This is a genomic window from Bacteroides sp. D20 (assembly GCF_003436255.1).
In the GTDB taxonomy this organism is placed as follows: Bacteria; Bacteroidota; Bacteroidia; order Bacteroidales; family Bacteroidaceae; genus Bacteroides; species Bacteroides uniformis.
The window spans coordinates 49,417-66,169 of the sequence record NZ_QSOO01000018.1 but is presented as its reverse complement, the minus strand read 5'-3'; the positions used below and the strand labels follow the sequence as shown (position 1 = coordinate 66,169).

The window sequence follows — 16,753 nt, the reverse complement described above, 5'->3', positions numbered from 1 at the left end:
GTGGTAATCTATGAAACTAATTGATACTTTTATAGTTGATTGAACTTGTTCATTGCATTTGCCCTAATGTCATCCGCTATGTCAATATAGGGTTTCATGGCTTTGTAGTCACTGTGTCCCGTCCATTTCATAACCACCTGTGCAGGGATTCCGAGAGCCAACGCATTGCAGATGAATGTTCTTCTTCCGGCATGGGTGCTTAACAATGCGTATTTGGGCGTGATTTCATCTATGCGCTCATTTCCTTTGTAGTAGGTTTCCCGTACAGGTTCGTTGATTTCCGCCAGCTCGCCCAGTTCCTTCAAATAATCGTTCATCTTCTGATTGCTGATGACGGGCAATGCCATGTGATTCTCGAAATGAACATCCTTGTATTTTTCAAGAATGGCTTTGCTGTGGTCGTTCAGTTCGATTATCAGGCTGTCCGCAGTCTTGACTGTGGTAACTTCAATGTGGTCGGGTTTAATATCGCTTCTTTTCAAGTTACGGACATCCGAATATCGTAAACTCGTGAAACAACAGAACAGAAAGACATCCCTGATACGTTCCAAATATTGTTTGTCATGCGGTATATGATAATCTTTCAATTTGTTCAGTTCATCCCAAGTCAAGAAGATCACTTTTTTCGAGGTGGTTTTCAGTTTCGGTTTGAATGTATCGTATACAATGTTCTGATGATGTCCTTTCTTGAAGCTCCAGCGCAGGAACCATTTGAGGAATCCCATTTGCTTGCCGATGGTGCTGTTTCTCATATCCTTGGTATCACGCAGGAAATTGACGTATTCGTTCAATCCAAACTCGTCGAAATAGTTAAATGTTGCATCCTCCTTGAACTCTTTGAGGTGGTTCCTCACTGCTGCAAATTTTTCATAGGTGGATGCCGTCCAGTTATTCTGGTTACCGCACTCTTTTACAAACTCATCGAACACCTCCCAAAAGCTGACAGGGGCTTCTTCCGGCTGTTCTTCGCTGGTTTTCATTCTCATGTTGAAAGCTTCTTTCAACTGTTGGGTCGTTGGCATGACCTCCTGTACCTCGAACTCCTTGAAAATATTCTGGATTTCAGCATAGTATTTCAGCAAGTCCGTATTGATTTCGGCTGCACTTTGCTTTAGCTTGTTGGTACATCCATTCTTTACCCGCTGCTTGTCTGCATCCCATTTGGATACGTCAATCCGGTAGCCCGTTGTAAACTCGATGCGTTGGCTGGCAAAGATGACACGCATACGGATAGGTACGTTCTCTACGATTGGCACACCGTTCTTTTTCCGGCTCTCCAATGCAAAAATGATGTTACGTTTGATATTCATAATTGGGTGCGTTTGAAATTCTACACCCAAATATACACCCAATAATTGAGATAGCAAAAGACATTTAGAAAGATTTAGTTTTACTCTGTATCTTGATTAATATTTGATTATCAGTAAATTGTAATTCTATGATATTTTCTGAAAGTATAAGTTCGAGAGCCTGTCTCTCCGCTGAGCTCCAAAGACAAAAAGGATTCAAAGTATGACAAATCCCGTAAAACCTTGATTTTACGGGATTTTTTATTTCTCTTCTCGGACATCTATCAGTAATTCGGGTTATATAATCAGTAATTTGGATACCTATATAATAAATAATACCCGCTACTTTTGTATCGCTATAACAATTGGATTTATATGTTTCAACTAAATAATATATCGTATGAAAAGATTGGTGTTGTTTATGATGGCAGTTATGCTGTTGTCTATTACTGTTAACGCACAGAAAAAAGGTGGTAAGACACTGGTAGCTTATTTCTCGGCAACGGGAACAACGGCAAGGGCTGCCAAGTTGGTGGCAGAAGCTGTTGATGGGACCCTCTACGAAATACAGCCTGCGAAAAAGTACACGGCTGCTGATTTGGACTGGCACGACAAAGCTTCGCGCAGCAGTGTGGAGATGTCGGATTCCAAATCACGTCCTGCATTGTATTCTAAATTGGGAAGTCTCGCGGAGTATGATACCATTTATATAGGTTTTCCTATTTGGTGGAATTTGGCTCCAAGAATCATCAATACATTTATAGAAAGCGGTGATTTTGTAGGTAAAACGGTTATTCCATTCGCCACTTCGGGAAGCAGCAGTATTTCTAATGCAGAAAAGGAATTGCAGACGAATTACCCCGGCATAAACTGGGGAAAAGGCAGGCTGCTGAATGGAGCGAGCCGGGAAACTGTCAAGCAATGGATTAAGAAATGAATTTCCAACCGAAACTTAAAGAAGTAGAGATGAAGAACATGGTAAAAAACATATGTGCGGCGATGGTTATTAACCTTTGTGCTGCAGGACATTTGTCTGCAACAGAAAATAATCCTAATAATGATAATAAATTTATGGAAGAGAATTTGAATCTGACTCAAGAGTGGGACAAGACATTCCCACAGAGTGATAAAGTAGACCATAAAAAGATAACTTTCCACAACCGTTACGGCATTACACTTGCCGCCGATTTGTATGTACCCAAGAATGTGACGGGTAAATTGCCTGCCATTGCCATCAGTGGCCCATTTGGTGCCGTGAAGGAACAAGCTTCGGGCTTGTATGCGCAGACATTGGCAGAACGTGGATTCCTGACGATTGCTTTCGATCCATCCTATACGGGAGAAAGTAGCGGCCAGCCCCGTTATGTGGCTTCGCCGGACATCAATACGGAAGATTTCAGTGCAGCGGTCGATTATCTTTCCACCCGTGACGATGTAGATGCAGAGCGTATCGGCATTCTCGGTATTTGTGGATGGGGAGGCATGGCGCTTAATGCAGCGGCTATCGATACTCGCATCAAGGCTACAGTTACGGCAACCATGTACGACATGAGCCGGGTCAATGCTAACGGTTATTTCGATTCTATGAATGCCGATGCACGGCATGAATTGCGGCGCCAGCTTAATGCTCAGCGTACGGAGGATTATAGAAACGGTACATTTGCTCTTGGAGGAGGTGTAGTAGACCCGTTGCCTGCCGATGCTCCACAATTTGTGAAGGACTACCATGCCTATTATAAAACACCGCGCGGCTATCATAAGCGGTCACTCAACTCGAATCACGGATGGAACAAGACTTCACCGCTTTCGTTCATCAATATGCCTATCCTTTCATATAGTGATGAAATCCGTAGTGCAGTGTTGATGCTGCACGGTGGAAGGTCCATTCACGTTATTTCAGTGAAGATGCTTTTAAAAAGTTGCAGGGTGATAATAAGGAACTGCTGATTATTCCCGGTGCAAACCATGTAGACTTGTATGACAATATAGAGGTAATTCCATTCGGCAAAATAGAGAGATTCTTCAATGAACATCTTCGATGACCGCCTTTAATGTGTTAGGAACCGGACGTACTTTTCTTTAGCCTGGTTCAGCAACTCCTCTTTCAGGCAGATGTCTTTCCGGAAAAGCGAATGCTCCGGGAAGATTTCTTTTTTCTTGGACGCCTTGTTCCAATTTCCTACTACATGCCCCTTATAGAGAAGTACCGGAAAGAACAATCCGTTGTTGGTGAAAGCTTTGGAATAGTCCTCTTTGGGTAGGACGTCCGTCCGGTCCTTGTATCCTATCAGGTATTCGTCGTAGGAGGGAAGAAGGTGCAGGTTGCCGGTCGCCTTTCCAGATGTCCGGCAGGAGTCATGGATGTACCATGTCTGGCTGTTCCATTGTTCGGACATCAGTTCCGGTTCTATCAGAGAAATAGATTGCCTTGCTTCCGTTAAAGGCAAACCGGACCACCAGGAGAAGTCTTGCAGGGTAGCGGGGGCATGGCTGCGGAAATAGGCTGTAGCCAGACGGGCCAGCGCTTCTTCTTTCGTCAGTTCGGGGGTAGGTGGAACTCTTTCGTCCAGAAGGGCATAGGTGTGTTGTCGTCCACGGCATTCTCCGCTACACACAATACCTTCGACTTCGGCACGCGACATAAAGCGGGTCATGTGGTAGTTGTCTGCAAGCAGTCCCGAACGTTCAAAATGTTCCGCAATCTCTTGTTTCGTCAGGCTTCGCTTCCCGCTGAGGATATTCCCGAGTACGGTATGGCTTCTGTCATATTGCTGTTCCGTGATTTCCAGACCATGTCCTTTTGCATAAGAATCATTGGCGGATTTGATGCGTTGTGCAGAGAGTTTCAGCATCCAACGAATGTCTTCTGCTGCTACCAGGTGCCATGTGGGACGCATTATGTGGGTTCTCAGTATTTCCCCTTGATGCAGGGCTTTTTCCACGGCTTGAATTCCCGGTGACTTCAGCCGCATACCTACGGCCCATTTCACCATTGTATAGTCTTGTGCCTGCATGGCGCCCATCCAGGAGACCAGCTCTTTCGGGTGGCCGAAGAGTGGAGTGGACAGTTGCTGGTTCTGTAAGCGTATTTCAGGGATTCTCATGTCGGTATGGTATTCGTTTGTATCAATAGGAATCGCAAAGATAAGAAAAGCAGGTCATCGCAGGGTATATTGTGTCCGCAATTATATTCTTTTGTTTCTTTTAACAGCTACTAATATAGCTATCTTTTATTTTTGCAACGCACAAATTGGGAAAATATTCATAATTAAATAACCATAAGAACTTTTTTATGACTATGAGAACAAATTGTATTTTATTGTTAGTTATTTTGTTGGGAGCCTTTCCCTTAAGTGTACATGCCGATGAATCTGGAAGCATAATTCTGTACACTCCTTACACAAAAATTTCCGTGACGCCCGGAGCGTCCATTGATTACAGCATTGATTTGATTAACAACACGGACGGGGTTACAAATGCAAATCTCTCGGTCAGCGGATTGCCGGGCAGTTGGAAGCATGAAATCAAGTCAGGCGGCTGGACCCTCAGCCAGCTTTCTGTACTGCCCCAGGAAAAGAAAACGTTCAATTTGAAAGTGGAAGTTCCTCTAAAAGTAAATAAAGGAAGTTATCATTTCACAGTATTTGCCGGAGAAACCAAACTGCCGCTGGAGGTGGTCGTGGCCCAGAAAGGAACTTACCAGACCGAGTTCACTACCGACCAGCCCAATATGCAGGGCAATTCCAAGTCCACCTTTACCTTCAATGCCACTTTGAAAAACCAGACGGCCGACCAGCAGCTGTATGCGCTGATGGCCAATGCCCCCAGAGGCTGGAGTGTCGTGTTCAAGCCCAACTATAAGCAGGCCACTTCTGCCCAGGTGGAAGCGAACAGCAGCCAGAATGTGAGTATAGAGATTGTCCCTCCCGCCAATGTGGAAGCCGGCAATTACAAGATTCCGGTACGTGCGGCTACCGGTACGACTTCTGCCGACTTGGAGCTGGAAGTTGTTGTCACGGGTTCCTACGAGATGGAATTGTCCACGCCCAGAGGATTGTTGAGTACCGAAATCACAGCGGGAGATGTGAAGCGTATCGAGTTGGTGGTCCGGAATACCGGCTCTTCATTGTTGAAAGATATCCAGCTTTCTGCCAATAAGCCCGTGGACTGGGAAGTGTCTTTTGAGCCTTCGAAGATTGATATGCTGAAGGCGGGGGAAACGGCCAATGTCGTAGCTACCATGAAAGCATCCAAAAAGGCATTGCCCGGAGATTATGTGGCTACCATGACGGCCAAAACTCCTGAAGTGAATACAGACGCCCAATTCCGCATTGCCGTGAAAACCCCGATGATATGGGGATGGGTGGGCGTTTTGATAATAATCGTTGCCATAGGTGCCGTATGCTATCTGTTCCGTAAATATGGAAGGAGGTGAGCATGGACGAGCGAGTGATTGCATTGACAGACTTGACCAAGCAGTATGGGCGCTTCACTGCCGTAGACCGCATTTGCTTGACTATCCGTAAAGGGGAGATTTTCGGATTATTGGGGCCAAACGGCGCCGGCAAGTCAACTACCATCCTGATGATGCTGGGACTGACGGAACCCACTTCCGGCTCTGTGGAGATTTGCGGTATCGACTCTACCAGGCATCCTATCGAGGTAAAGCGGAAGATAGGCTATCTGCCCGAAGATGTGGGGTTTTATGATGACATGACCGGTCCGGAAAACCTTATATATACTGCGCGTCTCAATGGCATTTCGGATGCCGAAGCGAAAGTCAAGGCGCTGGAGCTGATGGAGCATGTGGGGCTTGCCGGACAGATGAAAAAGAAGACCGGGAAATATTCGCGCGGTATGCGCCAGCGATTGGGACTGGCGGACGTGCTTATCAAAAATCCGGAAATTATAATCCTGGATGAACCTACTTCGGGAATAGACCCTGCCGGTGTTCAGGAGTTCATCGAGCTCATTAGGCAGTTGAGCCGGAAGGAGGGACTGACCGTCTTGTTCTCTTCCCACCACCTGGACCAGGTGCAGAAAGTTTGCGACCGCGTGGGACTGTTCAACAGTGGGAAGCTGGTCACCTTGATTGATATGTCTGATTTGAAGGACAAGCATCAAGAATTATCTGATATTTATAGCCATTATATGGAGGAAGGAGGAGAAAGGCATGAATAAAGTCAATTATCCTTTTTGGGTAGTCGTTAACAAGGAAATATCCGACCATGTGAAAAGTTGGCGGTTCATTATCTTGATGGGAATCATTTTGCTTACGTGCATGGGCTCACTCTATACCTCGCTTACCAACATAGGTGCCGCCATCAAGCCCAATGACCCGGACGGTTCGTTCCTTTTCTTGAAGTTATTCACAGCCTCGGATGGCACATTGCCTTCTTTTGTGCAGTTTATCAACTTTCTGGGGCCGTTGTTGGGGATTGCGCTGGGATTCGATGCTATAAATTCGGAACAGAACAAGGGGACGTTGAGCCGTATGCTGTCACAGCCTGTTCATCGTGATTGCATTATCAATGCCAAGTTCGTGGCTGCATTGATTGTGATAGGTATCATGCTGTTTGTACTGGGATTCCTCGTAATGGGCTGCGGGTTGATAGCGATAGGCATTCCTCCCACAGCAGAAGAATTTTGGAGGATTGTATTCTTTCTCATAATCAGTGTGTTCTATGTGGCATTCTGGCTGAATCTGGCCATTCTGTTTTCGCTTTGCTTCCGTCAGGCGGCCACCTCGGCATTGGCTTCGGTGGCGGTATGGTTGTTTTTCAGCGTGTTCTATACGATGATTGTCAATCTGGTTGCCAAGGCATTGAGCCCTTCGCAGCTGGCATCTCCTTATCAGATAGTCAGTTACCAGAAATTTATTCTCGGTCTGATGCGTCTGGCACCTAGCGAACTGTTCAATGAGGCGACCACAACGCTGCTGATGCCTTCCGTCAGAAGTTTGGGACCGCTTACTATGGAGCAGGTTCAGGGGGCCATTCCCAGTCCGCTGCCATTGGGACAGAGTCTTTTGGTGGTGTGGCCGCAGCTCACCGGACTGATTGCAGCTACTGTCATCTGTTTTGCTCTTTCGTATGTCATATTTATGAGACGGGAAGTCAGATCACGGTAATGATAAGTATGTTTTATTGAGTGTTGAAAGTCCGTTCCGGCATTGGTTGCTTGAACGGACTTTTAATATTTTGCCCGAACATTTGGTAATTCCAAAAACTTCCCTTACTTTTGCGCCCCGAACAAGGAGAGGTGCTCGAGTGGTTGAAGAGGCACGCCTGGAAAGCGTGTATACCCCTAAAGGGTATCGGGGGTTCGAATCCCCCTCTCTCCGCAACAGTTCTGAATAAGATGGAAAACTAGCGGGTAAAGGTCTACAAATCTATGATTTGTAGACCTTTTTTGCTTGTACTCCGTTTGCTTTGAAAGACTTGGAAACTATGTCTTTGTAAATTAATTATAGATAATGAAGCTGGATGACATCTCCTTTCATAATAAGGCGATGGGATAATGCATTGCCACTGCAAAGCAAGTGCATGCTTTTTGCAGTGCTACTGCATTCAGCTTTGCAGTGGCGCTGCAACACATATGCAGTGTCACTGCAGCATATATGCAGTAGCGCTGCAACACGTTTGCAGTCACACTGCAGCAGATGTGCAGCGACGCTGACCCGGTAGGTGTGTACGGGATTGTATCATGTTTCGTTAAGAAGATATTATAAAGTATCCTTTGAATGTCGTATTTTTGTCTATCCGTAATTTAGAGTAGTCAAAGAAAACTATGAAACACACTCGTATGAAACTAAAAACAGCGGTAAAGAACCTTCATGAAGGCTGGAAATTCCGGCAGGCGAGACTGACCAATTGGTATCCGGCTACAGTTCCGGGAGTAGTCCACACGGACTTACTGCAGAACAAGATTATTGAAGACCCGTTTTTCCGGTTGAACGAACGGGGATTACAATGGATTGACAAGGAAGACTGGGTTTATGAAACTTGCTTTACCCTTGCTGCCGGCATGATGCGGAAAGAGAATATGGAGCTTGTGTTCGAGGGGCTGGATACTTACGCTGACGTTTATTTGAATGATGAATGTATACTGAAAGCGGACAATATGTTTCGCCGCTGGTCTATCCCCGTCAGGCAGTACATTAGGGAGGAGAATAATATATTGAAGGTGTACTTCCATTCGCCGGTAAAGATAGACGTCCCCAAATGGGATGCACTTCCCTACCAGTATCCGGCATCCAATGACCAGTCTGAAAACGGGGGCTTGTTCAACAAGAAGATAAGCATTTTTGCCCGTAAGGCGGGTTATCATTATGGCTGGGACTGGGGCCCACGTCTGGTTACCTCCGGCATCTGGCGTCCGGTGTATATCAGGGCTTGGAGCGATTTGAGAATCAACGATGTGTTTATCGAGCAGAAGGAAGTCGGTGCAGGCAGGGCCGTGATTGCCGGACATGTGGAGCTGGATGCCGATAAGGATATGAATGGAGTGTTGGTCACGATAACGGATGAGGTTACTGGAAGAGTGCTTGGCGAGTGGCAAGCGGATTTGAAGCGAGGCACCAATCGGGTGACCGTTGATTTTGTCCTTCACAAGCCGAAGCTGTGGTGGAGTAATGGACTGGGGGAGCCTTTTCTTTATCGTTTCCGTACGGATATCATTGCAGGTGGGGAATTGTTGGACTCTAAAACCGAAAGGGTGGGCATACGCTCTTTGAAGGTGGTGCATCAGCCGGATAAGGACGGGCATACTTTCTATATAGAGTTGAACGGGCGTCCGGTTTTTGCCAAAGGAGCCAATTACATCCCTTCGGATAACTTCCTGCCGCGCGTCACTCCCGAGAATTATAAAAGGACGATTCTCGATGCCGCCGGTGTAAACATGAATATGTTGCGCGTCTGGGGTGGAGGTATCTATGAGAACGATGTCTTCTATGATTTGTGTGATGAGTATGGGATCATGATTTGGCAGGACTTCATGTTTGCCTGCAGCATGTATCCGGCAGAAGGCGCCCTACTCGATAATATCCACCAGGAGGCGGTGGACAATGTGAAACGTTTGCGCAATCATGCCTGCATTGCTTTGTGGTGTGGAAATAATGAATGCCAGGATGCCTGGCTGGGCTGGGGCTGGAAGTGCGAGATAGAACGGCAGAACAAGGAATATGCCGACAAGATTTGGGCACAGTACCGGCAGCAGTATCATGTCACCTTACCCGGGGTGGTCAGGGAGTATGCACCCGGAACCTTCTATTGGCCTTCTTCTCCGTTCGCATTCGAGGGAGAGATGTCCGGTACTACTGACGGGGACCGTCACTATTGGAGTGTCTGGCATGGTAAAGCACCCATTTCTGATTATGACAGCGAGAAATCCCGCTTTTTCAGCGAGTACGGTTTTCAGTCTTTTCCAGAGTTCGAGTCCGTCAAGCGCTATGCTCCTTACCCCGAAGACTGGGATATACGTTCCGAGGTGATGATGTCCCATCAGCGTGGTGGCGACCATGCCAACGGGCTGATTGAGACTTACCTGTTGAATGAATATAAAAAACCGCGTGATTTCCGGGCATTTCTTTATATGAACCATGTGCTGCAGGGAGATGCCATCAAGACGGCCATCGAGTCGCACCGCCGCCAGATGCCGTATAATATGGGGACGCTTTTCTGGCAGCACAACGACTGTTGGCCCGTAGCTTCCTGGGCGAGCCGTGACTATTACGGACGCTGGAAGGCGCAGCACTATTATGTCCGCAAGGCCTATGATGACATCCTGATTTCTTCGGTAGTGGAGGGGGATGATTTGAAAGTATATGCAGTGTCCGACCGCTTGGAGAATACTTCCGGCCGGCTGCAGCTCCAGGTCTGCCAGTTCGACGGAACCGTGGTTCATCACTGGGACAAGTCTGTCGGCATCTCCGGTAATGACAGCCGTGTCTGTTTTTCCGCACCGCTTGCCAAGTTGCTGGAGGGGGCAGATAGAGGAACGGTATATGTCCGCGTAGACTATACGGACAAATCGGGCAGGGTGTACCATAACAACTACTATCTGGGCAAGCAGAAGGATATGGATTATCCGAAGGTGGATTTGCAGACTGAAGTCCGTTCCATTGAAGGTGGATATGAAGTGATGGTTTCGGCAGACAAGTTTGCCCGTGCCGTATGCTTGTCCGTTGCCGACAATGAAAGTGTGTATAGCGACAATTATTTTGATGTCCAGCCGAAGGGCAGCGTGCAGGTGCAGGTCAGGACGCGATTGTCTGCCGAAGCGTTCAACGGTTCGTTGAGGCTGACTTGCCTGAACAATGAATTCTGATACTCGCCATCCGGACGTTGGCATGCTTCTTCCGTCCGGATGTTTTTTACATAAAGATAATATGCTGCTTCAGTATAGCTGATATTTGTGTCCTCAGCTGATTGGCATTGATAGGTTTAGCCATATATGCGTCGAAGCCGTTTTCCATGACCTGCTGTTCATCAGAAGCATAGGCAAATGCGGTGACGGCTATGATGGGGACTTGTGTAGAGTATTTGCGTATTTCCCTGGTCGCTTCGTAACCATTCATCACCGGCATGTTGATGTCCATCAAAATAAGCTGCGGGTCGTATTCCCTGAACATACTCACGGCTTCCTGCCCATTCCATGCATGTATCAGATTGTAGTCTTTTCGTAGGATGGACTCAATCAACCGGAAGTTGCTGTCATGGTCTTCGGCAACCAAGACGGTGATTTTCTGCTTTTTTACTTTTATAGGTTCGGTCTTGCTTTCTGCCTGCCAGATGCGGCTTGTCGGCACATAGGGGAGGGTGAACCAGAAGGTAGAGCCTTCGCCGGGCTTGGAAGTCAGTCCGATATTGCCTCCCATGTGCTGTACCAACATCTGGCAGATGGATAATCCCAGTCCGGTGCCTTGGGCAAAATTGTTGAGCTTGACAAAGCGGCCGAATATGCTCTCTTGTTTGTCTTCGGGGATACCGCATCCCGTATCGGATACGTAGAAATAAAGCATCTTGTCGTCTTGCAGCTTGTAGCCAAAACGGATACTGCCTTCTTGGGTAAACTTGATGGCATTGGTCACCAGATTGATGACGAGTTGAGACAAGCGGTTACGCTCGGAATGAATGTGGCATTCGGGCAGTCCGGGCTCAAAGGAGAGGGTGACATTCTTTTCGGGCGATAGCTTCAGGCAGAGCAAACTTTCCAGCTCTCTCATCACTTTGTTCAATTCAAAATCCGTATCAATGAATTCCATTGTGCCTGCTTCTATCTTTGACAAGTCCAGAATGTCACTGATGAGTTGCAGCAGCAAAGTATTGTTGTTCTCAATGATGCTGACGTATTCTTGTTTTTCTTCCTCCTCTTCGGTGGAAGCCAATATTCCGGAGAATCCCACAATGGCATTGAGCGGCGTACGGATTTCATGGCTCATGTTGGCGAGGAATGCGGATTTCAGTTTATTCGACTCTTCCGCACGGTTCTTGGCGGAAACCAGTTCCGTCTCCATCTTTTTCCGTTCGGTGATAACCAGCGAAGAGCCCACCAGGGTCAGCGGCTTATTGTTCTCGTCGTAGGTTTCTACGGCGGCCTGGGCCTCCACCCAGTCGAAGTGTTTGTGTCCGTCGGCATGATTGATGACGCGGTATTCCTCCTTGACTTTCTGGATACGTCCCTCAATCAGGTCTGTATAGGCTTGTTTCACTTTTTCCAGGTCTTCCTTGTGTATTTTGGAGAAATACTGGCTGTCGGGTACGGACAGCTGTTCATCGTCCATGATACCGGCATTATTGCTGAGCTCTATCGGCTTGTTGACATCGCAGAGTATGGTGTGTGTCCGGAGGTTCCATTTCCATGGTACGATGTTGGCAACGTCGAGTGCCATGGAAAGTTTCCGGTTTGTCGACCTCAACTGTATTTGGGTGTGGTGCAACTCGGTGCTGTCAACGCAGAAGACGTGCATGTATTCGCCATTGTCGCTTGCCTTGACTACAATGTCGTAGAAAGTGTCTATCTTCTTGTAATAATAGGGGAAAGTTACGGAACGTTTCTCCTTCAATGCGATATTCATGAAATGGAGGAACTCGTTCATGGATTCGGGAAATAATTCGCTTCCCCGCTTGCCGACAGCCTCTTTGCGCATGATAAATCTGTCTTCGAAGAAATTGTTGACATCTATATATAAGGTGTCAGTAATGCGCCCTTTTTCATCTTTTATAAGTTTCTCATACATGTATAGGATGGGCATGTTGTTTATCAGATTTCGGTATTTGAGATTGCTGTCCAGTTGTTGCTGCTGTAATCTTTTGATTCTACTCAGTGACTGTAGGCGGAGATATTGGAAAAAGAACAGCAGAGTTATGATTGCGGCAGTGATACTGATAATGACATATTCGTACTTCTCCCAGAAGGTGGGAGGCATGTTGTAGAATATGGTACCCTTGGGGCATAGCTTCGGATTCAGGTCACGCTGCAGAAGGGATTTATAGTTGAATACGGGGGCTCCGTCGTCGGGATAGTATAACGGGATGTTGCGTGCCGGGGTACCATCCAATATCTTGTGGATGGTTTCCAGTAGCCGGGCATTATATTTCTCTTTGTTGTAAATGTAGCCGCCTACAATCCCCCCTTCTTCTTCAATACCGATGGCCCTTAGCGAAAACAAAGGGATGGGGGCGGTAGAGATGACCCGGTGGGAATTACTCCTCATGATATTGTCATGGGGAGAGCTCTTGTACAGCCAGGATGAAAAGATGACTCCGGTAGTATGGGGATTCACGTGGTTCAGTATATTGAAAAGGCTGTCCGTTCGGATGTCCTTCGCACTAAGGAACTGGTAATCCAACTCCGGATACTTTTCACGGATAATCTCGGACAAGTCATAGTCGTTCTGCTGGCAGATGTATGTTTCATCCCCTATATACATGACCTTATCCATTTTGGGGATGAGTTGCTTCATGAGTTGCAGGTTCTCGTTCAGGTATACACTGGATTGCATTAAGGTCAGATTGTACTTCTTCTGTAGGTCACTGATGGGAATACGCTCTGTGCGGGGCAGGGCGTGCTCGCGTATCATTGTTTCCTTAGGACCGGTATAATCCCTCTCACCACATAATATCATGGGGATATCGGGCCACTGCCGGTTCAGTTCATCGCACATGATGAAACTTCCGCATCCGATAAGCACGATAAGTTTAGGGTTCTTGTAACTCTTGAACAAGCTCTCTTTGAATGTCTTCAGTTTATTTTCCTCGTCAAGTGTCAGCATTTTCATGTGTGCGGTGTATACTCCGATGTGGCTGTTCTGTGATGCCATGTTCACAATGGAGGTGATGAAATCATTACTCCAGGGATTGGCTTCTGTATAAGTGTTGATTATCAGAATATCGTCGACGTCTGTTGCGGGAGATTTTCCATATAGGGTGTCTGTGCAGGTGAACGAGCAGAGTATTGCAATTACTGTTCCCAGTATGTATTTCATATCCTTTGGACCGTTTTAATGTTTGCTATTGTGAAAATTCTTACAAATGTAGGGGTTTCCCGGTGGATAGACAAAGAAAAAGATGAATTTAAGCGGGATATGGAAAAATAAAGCGGAGCAACATATTGAAATGTCACTCCGCTTCTCATTGAGATGTTGAAAGATGTGTTTTCAGGAGATTTAGTTGTTTTCTTTTTTAATGTCTATGGTCATGAACCGTTCACCGTCATATAGACTTTTGACACGGATGTTCAGCCCTTTTTTCTCTTTCAGTTGTTCCGCTATATTGTCCAGCTTGAAGGAGGCCAGTCCGGTGCCCAGCGTGAGCTGGCTGTCATTGTAGGCATTGTGGCGGAATTCGAGATTGACGTAATCCGGTTTGTCGTTTTCGCCGGTGGATGCTTCATTGATGACCAGGTTCAGCATGTGCTTCTTATCTTCGTTGTTGCTGTGGTAGAATTGATATTTGATGTTCAGATACTCGCCCGTAATCCATAAATCCGTGGCGTTGATGTTGTCGTCTCCGATACTGTCTGCCTTTTCGGCAGGCATGGAGTAGATGTCTTTGGTCAGAATGTTTTCGATGTGCTTTATTTGGGCATTATATTCGTAGCCTGGAAGTTTCTCTTCCAGTTCGCGGAAGTAGATGAAAGCCCTCTGGCCGTCTATTACGGCATAGTCGTGAACATAGGTTGTGTCACTGGGATATAGTTTACTGCCTTCGTCCAGTGAGAAATAGTAGTCTTTTCCTTCGATGACCTTTACCGTACCTACGGCGAACAAAGTGTCATATTTGTCATCCCAATCGTCCAGGCATGATTGCAATACAATGGCAGTCAGGAATAAAAGCATGGATGCTGCCAATGTCATTCTCAGTTTCTTCATAAGTGGTAGGTTTTAGCTCTTTTTCTGTTTAAAACTTATTTTTGTATTCAAAAAATGCGGTGAAAAGCTAAATACTGCGTAGTATACTGTTAAAGAAATGAAAGTATGATTTTCTTCTCTGCCTGATGCAGTATTTTTGCGCCGATTGCATTTATAGGGTAAACACGTGTTAAAAGAGAGAATGGAAGAACAGGAATTGGCAGAACGCTGTAGGCAAGGAGACAATCTTGCCCGCAAAGAACTGTATGAGCGCTATGCGGGACGCATGCTCAGCGTATGCCTCCGTTATGCAGGTGACCAGGAGACTGCCCAAGACCTGATGCATGACGGTTTTCTGAAACTTTTTGATTCTTTCGATAAGTTCACTTGGCGGGGAGAGGGTTCTCTGCGGGCATGGATGGAACGCGTAATGGTGAATACGGTGTTGCAGTATTTGCGGAAAAATGATGTGATGAATCAGTCATCGGCCTTGGAGAATGCACCCGAAGCTTATGAGGAACCGGAAGGTTCGTCAATAGATGTCATTCCTCAAAAGGTACTGATGCAGTTTATCAGTGAATTGCCTGCCGGCTATCGTACCGTATTCAACTTATATATTTTTGAAGAGAAATCCCATAAGGAGATTGCTCGACTATTGGGAATTAATGAAAAATCCTCTGCCTCGCAGTTGACGCGTGCTAAAGCGACTTTAGCGGCAAAAGTACGTGAGTGGATGAAAAGAAATGATTAAATGAAGGAACGTATGGAAGATGAATTGTGGTTGAAAAAGATAAAGGACAAGCTGGAAGACTATTCCGAACCGCTGCCGGTTGCCGGATGGGAGCGGTTGGAGAAGGAATTGTCCGTTTCCGGAGCTCCGATAACCGGACCGCATAGGATGATACCTTTCCGTCGCTGGGCGGTGGCCGCGGCAGCTGTGTTGCTGGTGGCGGTTTCGTCCGTCAGTCTGTGGCTGTTGCAGAGTCCGGTAGGGAATGAAATGCGGCATACGTCAGTGCCCGCTTTGGCTGTGGCTCCGGACGTCTTGCCGGAACAGACAGTACCTGCCATACGGACTAATTCCATAGAGCCTGCTTATCGGGCACATGGAAATGCATCGGCGCCCAATAAGGAGGCAAGTCACCCTTTGGTTGCACAACATATCAGAATATCGGTTGGCGAAGAACAGCAGGAGGAAATGCTGCCGGTTGAAACTGCAGATGAGGTTGTCGGTATTGGACAGCAGGCGGAAGAACCGGTAGTGGAAGATACGGACCATGAAACTACAATGCAGACCGAGGAACCGGAGACAAGGGAAGACCGCTATCGTCCGTCAGGCCGGGACAAACTGCATCTTCCGGAAAAAAACAGTTCTGGTAGGGATGCTAAAGGATGGGCGGTTGGCTTGTCCGTAGGAAATACGGGAGGTTTTTCATTGGCGAATGAAGGGGAAGCGAATGTGATGTCGGACTACATGCCTGGAAGTCCTATTTATGGCGGTAACGTAGATTTATCCTCTACGGCCAATGGCATTGTTACTATTCCCGACGGGCAGGAACTGGTTTTTAAGGATGGTATGCCCTATCTGCAAAGACGCGAAAAGAAAATTGCGGATATAGACCATAAACAACCGCTCAGTTTCGGTGTTTCGGTGCGGAAAAACTTGGCGAAGGGTTTCTCTGTGGAAAGCGGGCTGACGTATACCTATCTTGCTTCTGACGTAAGGTATGAGGGCAGCTCGGAAAAGATAAGCCAGAAGCTGCATTATATTGGCATTCCGGTACGGGCCAACTGGAACTTTGTGGATGCAAAGAACTTTACGATGTACGTTTCGGCGGGGGGTGCCATTGAAAAATGTGTGTATGGCAAGATTGGTACTGAGAGTGAGACTGTGAAACCGGTACAGCTTTCTGTCATGGGTGCTGTCGGTGCCCAGTATAACATAAGCAATAGGGTGGGCCTGTATGTGGAACCGGGAGTATCTTATTTCTTTGATGACGGTTCGTCGATACAGACTATACGCAAGGAGAACCCGTGTAACTTTACGTTGCAGGCCGGTATACGTCTTACTTATTGATAGCAGGACAGACATGTTTTTGTCCACTTTCTTGTA

General features: G+C 46.8%; 11 protein-coding genes, 1 tRNA gene and 1 pseudogene. 9 read left to right on the top strand and 4 right to left on the bottom strand.

Going from position 1 to position 16,753, the window contains the following annotated elements; translation table 11 throughout:
• Positions 1 to 29: 29 nt before the first annotated feature.
• Positions 30 to 1,310, bottom strand: coding sequence for a site-specific integrase (locus tag DXD78_RS16985; RefSeq protein ID WP_117652896.1), 1,281 nt, complete (start codon positions 1,308 to 1,310; stop codon positions 30 to 32).
• A 379-nt stretch (positions 1,311 to 1,689) separates the two neighbouring features.
• Here DXD78_RS16985 and DXD78_RS16980 point away from each other — a divergent pair, with 379 nt between their 5' ends.
• Both DXD78_RS16980 and DXD78_RS16975 read left to right on the top strand, forming a co-directional pair.
• The gene (locus DXD78_RS16980; protein ID WP_009038164.1) at positions 1,690 to 2,226 is read left to right on the top strand and encodes a flavodoxin; all 537 of its coding nucleotides are present in this window, start codon (positions 1,690 to 1,692) and stop codon (positions 2,224 to 2,226) included.
• Positions 2,227 to 2,255: 29 nt separating this feature from the next.
• Positions 2,256 to 3,331 (top strand): annotated as a pseudogene (locus tag DXD78_RS16975) (alpha/beta hydrolase).
• A 6-nt stretch (positions 3,332 to 3,337) separates the two neighbouring features.
• Here the strand turns inward: DXD78_RS16975 and DXD78_RS16970 are convergent.
• Complete coding sequence (locus tag DXD78_RS16970; RefSeq protein WP_005832513.1) at positions 3,338 to 4,393, bottom strand: winged helix DNA-binding domain-containing protein; 1,056 nt, start codon at positions 4,391 to 4,393, stop codon at positions 3,338 to 3,340.
• Positions 4,394 to 4,581: 188 nt separating this feature from the next.
• Here DXD78_RS16970 and DXD78_RS16960 point away from each other — a divergent pair, with 188 nt between their 5' ends.
• From DXD78_RS16960 to DXD78_RS16940, 5 genes are all read left to right on the top strand, one after another.
• The gene (locus DXD78_RS16960; RefSeq protein ID WP_008664984.1) at positions 4,582 to 5,724 is read left to right on the top strand and encodes an NEW3 domain-containing protein; all 1,143 of its coding nucleotides are present in this window, start codon (positions 4,582 to 4,584) and stop codon (positions 5,722 to 5,724) included.
• 2 nt (positions 5,725 to 5,726) lie between these two features.
• Positions 5,727 to 6,470 carry an ABC transporter ATP-binding protein gene (locus tag DXD78_RS16955; protein WP_008664982.1) on the top strand — a complete coding sequence of 248 codons (744 nt, stop codon included), beginning with the start codon at positions 5,727 to 5,729 and terminating at the stop codon, positions 6,468 to 6,470.
• Positions 6,463 to 7,419, top strand: coding sequence for an ABC transporter permease (locus DXD78_RS16950; RefSeq protein ID WP_008664980.1), 957 nt, complete (start codon positions 6,463 to 6,465; stop codon positions 7,417 to 7,419). Before DXD78_RS16955 ends, DXD78_RS16950 begins: the two co-directional genes overlap by 8 nt.
• Before the next feature lie 125 nt (positions 7,420 to 7,544).
• Positions 7,545 to 7,632 (top strand) — tRNA-Ser (locus DXD78_RS16945).
• A gap of 446 nt (positions 7,633 to 8,078) precedes the next feature.
• Positions 8,079 to 10,616 carry a glycoside hydrolase family 2 protein gene (locus DXD78_RS16940; RefSeq protein ID WP_009038168.1) on the top strand — a complete coding sequence of 846 codons (2,538 nt, stop codon included), beginning with the start codon at positions 8,079 to 8,081 and terminating at the stop codon, positions 10,614 to 10,616.
• Between the two features lie 46 nt (positions 10,617 to 10,662).
• On the opposite strand, the gene DXD78_RS16935 is transcribed toward DXD78_RS16940, so the two are convergent.
• Complete coding sequence (locus DXD78_RS16935) at positions 10,663 to 13,776, bottom strand: ATP-binding protein (protein WP_009038169.1); 3,114 nt, start codon at positions 13,774 to 13,776, stop codon at positions 10,663 to 10,665.
• Positions 13,777 to 13,956: 180 nt separating this feature from the next.
• Complete coding sequence (locus DXD78_RS16930; RefSeq protein WP_005832500.1) at positions 13,957 to 14,661, bottom strand: NigD-like protein; 705 nt, start codon at positions 14,659 to 14,661, stop codon at positions 13,957 to 13,959.
• 181 nt (positions 14,662 to 14,842) lie between these two features.
• Between DXD78_RS16930 and DXD78_RS16925 the strand changes: the two genes are divergently transcribed.
• Together DXD78_RS16925 and DXD78_RS16920 are read left to right on the top strand one after the other, a co-directional pair.
• Complete coding sequence (locus DXD78_RS16925; RefSeq protein WP_009038170.1) at positions 14,843 to 15,391, top strand: RNA polymerase sigma factor; 549 nt, start codon at positions 14,843 to 14,845, stop codon at positions 15,389 to 15,391.
• Between the two features lie 12 nt (positions 15,392 to 15,403).
• The gene (locus DXD78_RS16920; RefSeq protein ID WP_369739474.1) at positions 15,404 to 16,717 is read left to right on the top strand and encodes a porin family protein; all 1,314 of its coding nucleotides are present in this window, start codon (positions 15,404 to 15,406) and stop codon (positions 16,715 to 16,717) included.
• Positions 16,718 to 16,753: the final 36 nt, after the last annotated feature.

Bases quoted from the DNA above. Each gene is read 5' to 3' on its own strand.
- DXD78_RS16930 (WP_005832500.1), bottom strand. From the start codon at position 14,661: ATGAAGAAACTGAGAATGACATTGGCAGCATCCATGCTTTTATTCCTG.
- DXD78_RS16935 (WP_009038169.1), bottom strand. From the start codon at position 13,776: ATGAAATACATACTGGGAACAGTAATTGCAATACTCTGCTCGTTCACC.
- DXD78_RS16955 (WP_008664982.1), top strand. From the start codon at position 5,727: ATGGACGAGCGAGTGATTGCATTGACAGACTTGACCAAGCAGTATGGG.
- DXD78_RS16970 (WP_005832513.1), bottom strand. From the start codon at position 4,393: ATGAGAATCCCTGAAATACGCTTACAGAACCAGCAACTGTCCACTCCA.
- DXD78_RS16950 (WP_008664980.1), top strand. From the start codon at position 6,463: ATGAATAAAGTCAATTATCCTTTTTGGGTAGTCGTTAACAAGGAAATA.
- DXD78_RS16985 (WP_117652896.1), bottom strand. From the start codon at position 1,310: ATGAATATCAAACGTAACATCATTTTTGCATTGGAGAGCCGGAAAAAG.
- DXD78_RS16980 (WP_009038164.1), top strand. From the start codon at position 1,690: ATGAAAAGATTGGTGTTGTTTATGATGGCAGTTATGCTGTTGTCTATT.
- DXD78_RS16960 (WP_008664984.1), top strand. From the start codon at position 4,582: ATGACTATGAGAACAAATTGTATTTTATTGTTAGTTATTTTGTTGGGA.
- DXD78_RS16940 (WP_009038168.1), top strand. From the start codon at position 8,079: ATGAAACACACTCGTATGAAACTAAAAACAGCGGTAAAGAACCTTCAT.
- DXD78_RS16925 (WP_009038170.1), top strand. From the start codon at position 14,843: ATGGAAGAACAGGAATTGGCAGAACGCTGTAGGCAAGGAGACAATCTT.
- DXD78_RS16920 (WP_369739474.1), top strand. From the start codon at position 15,404: ATGGAAGATGAATTGTGGTTGAAAAAGATAAAGGACAAGCTGGAAGAC.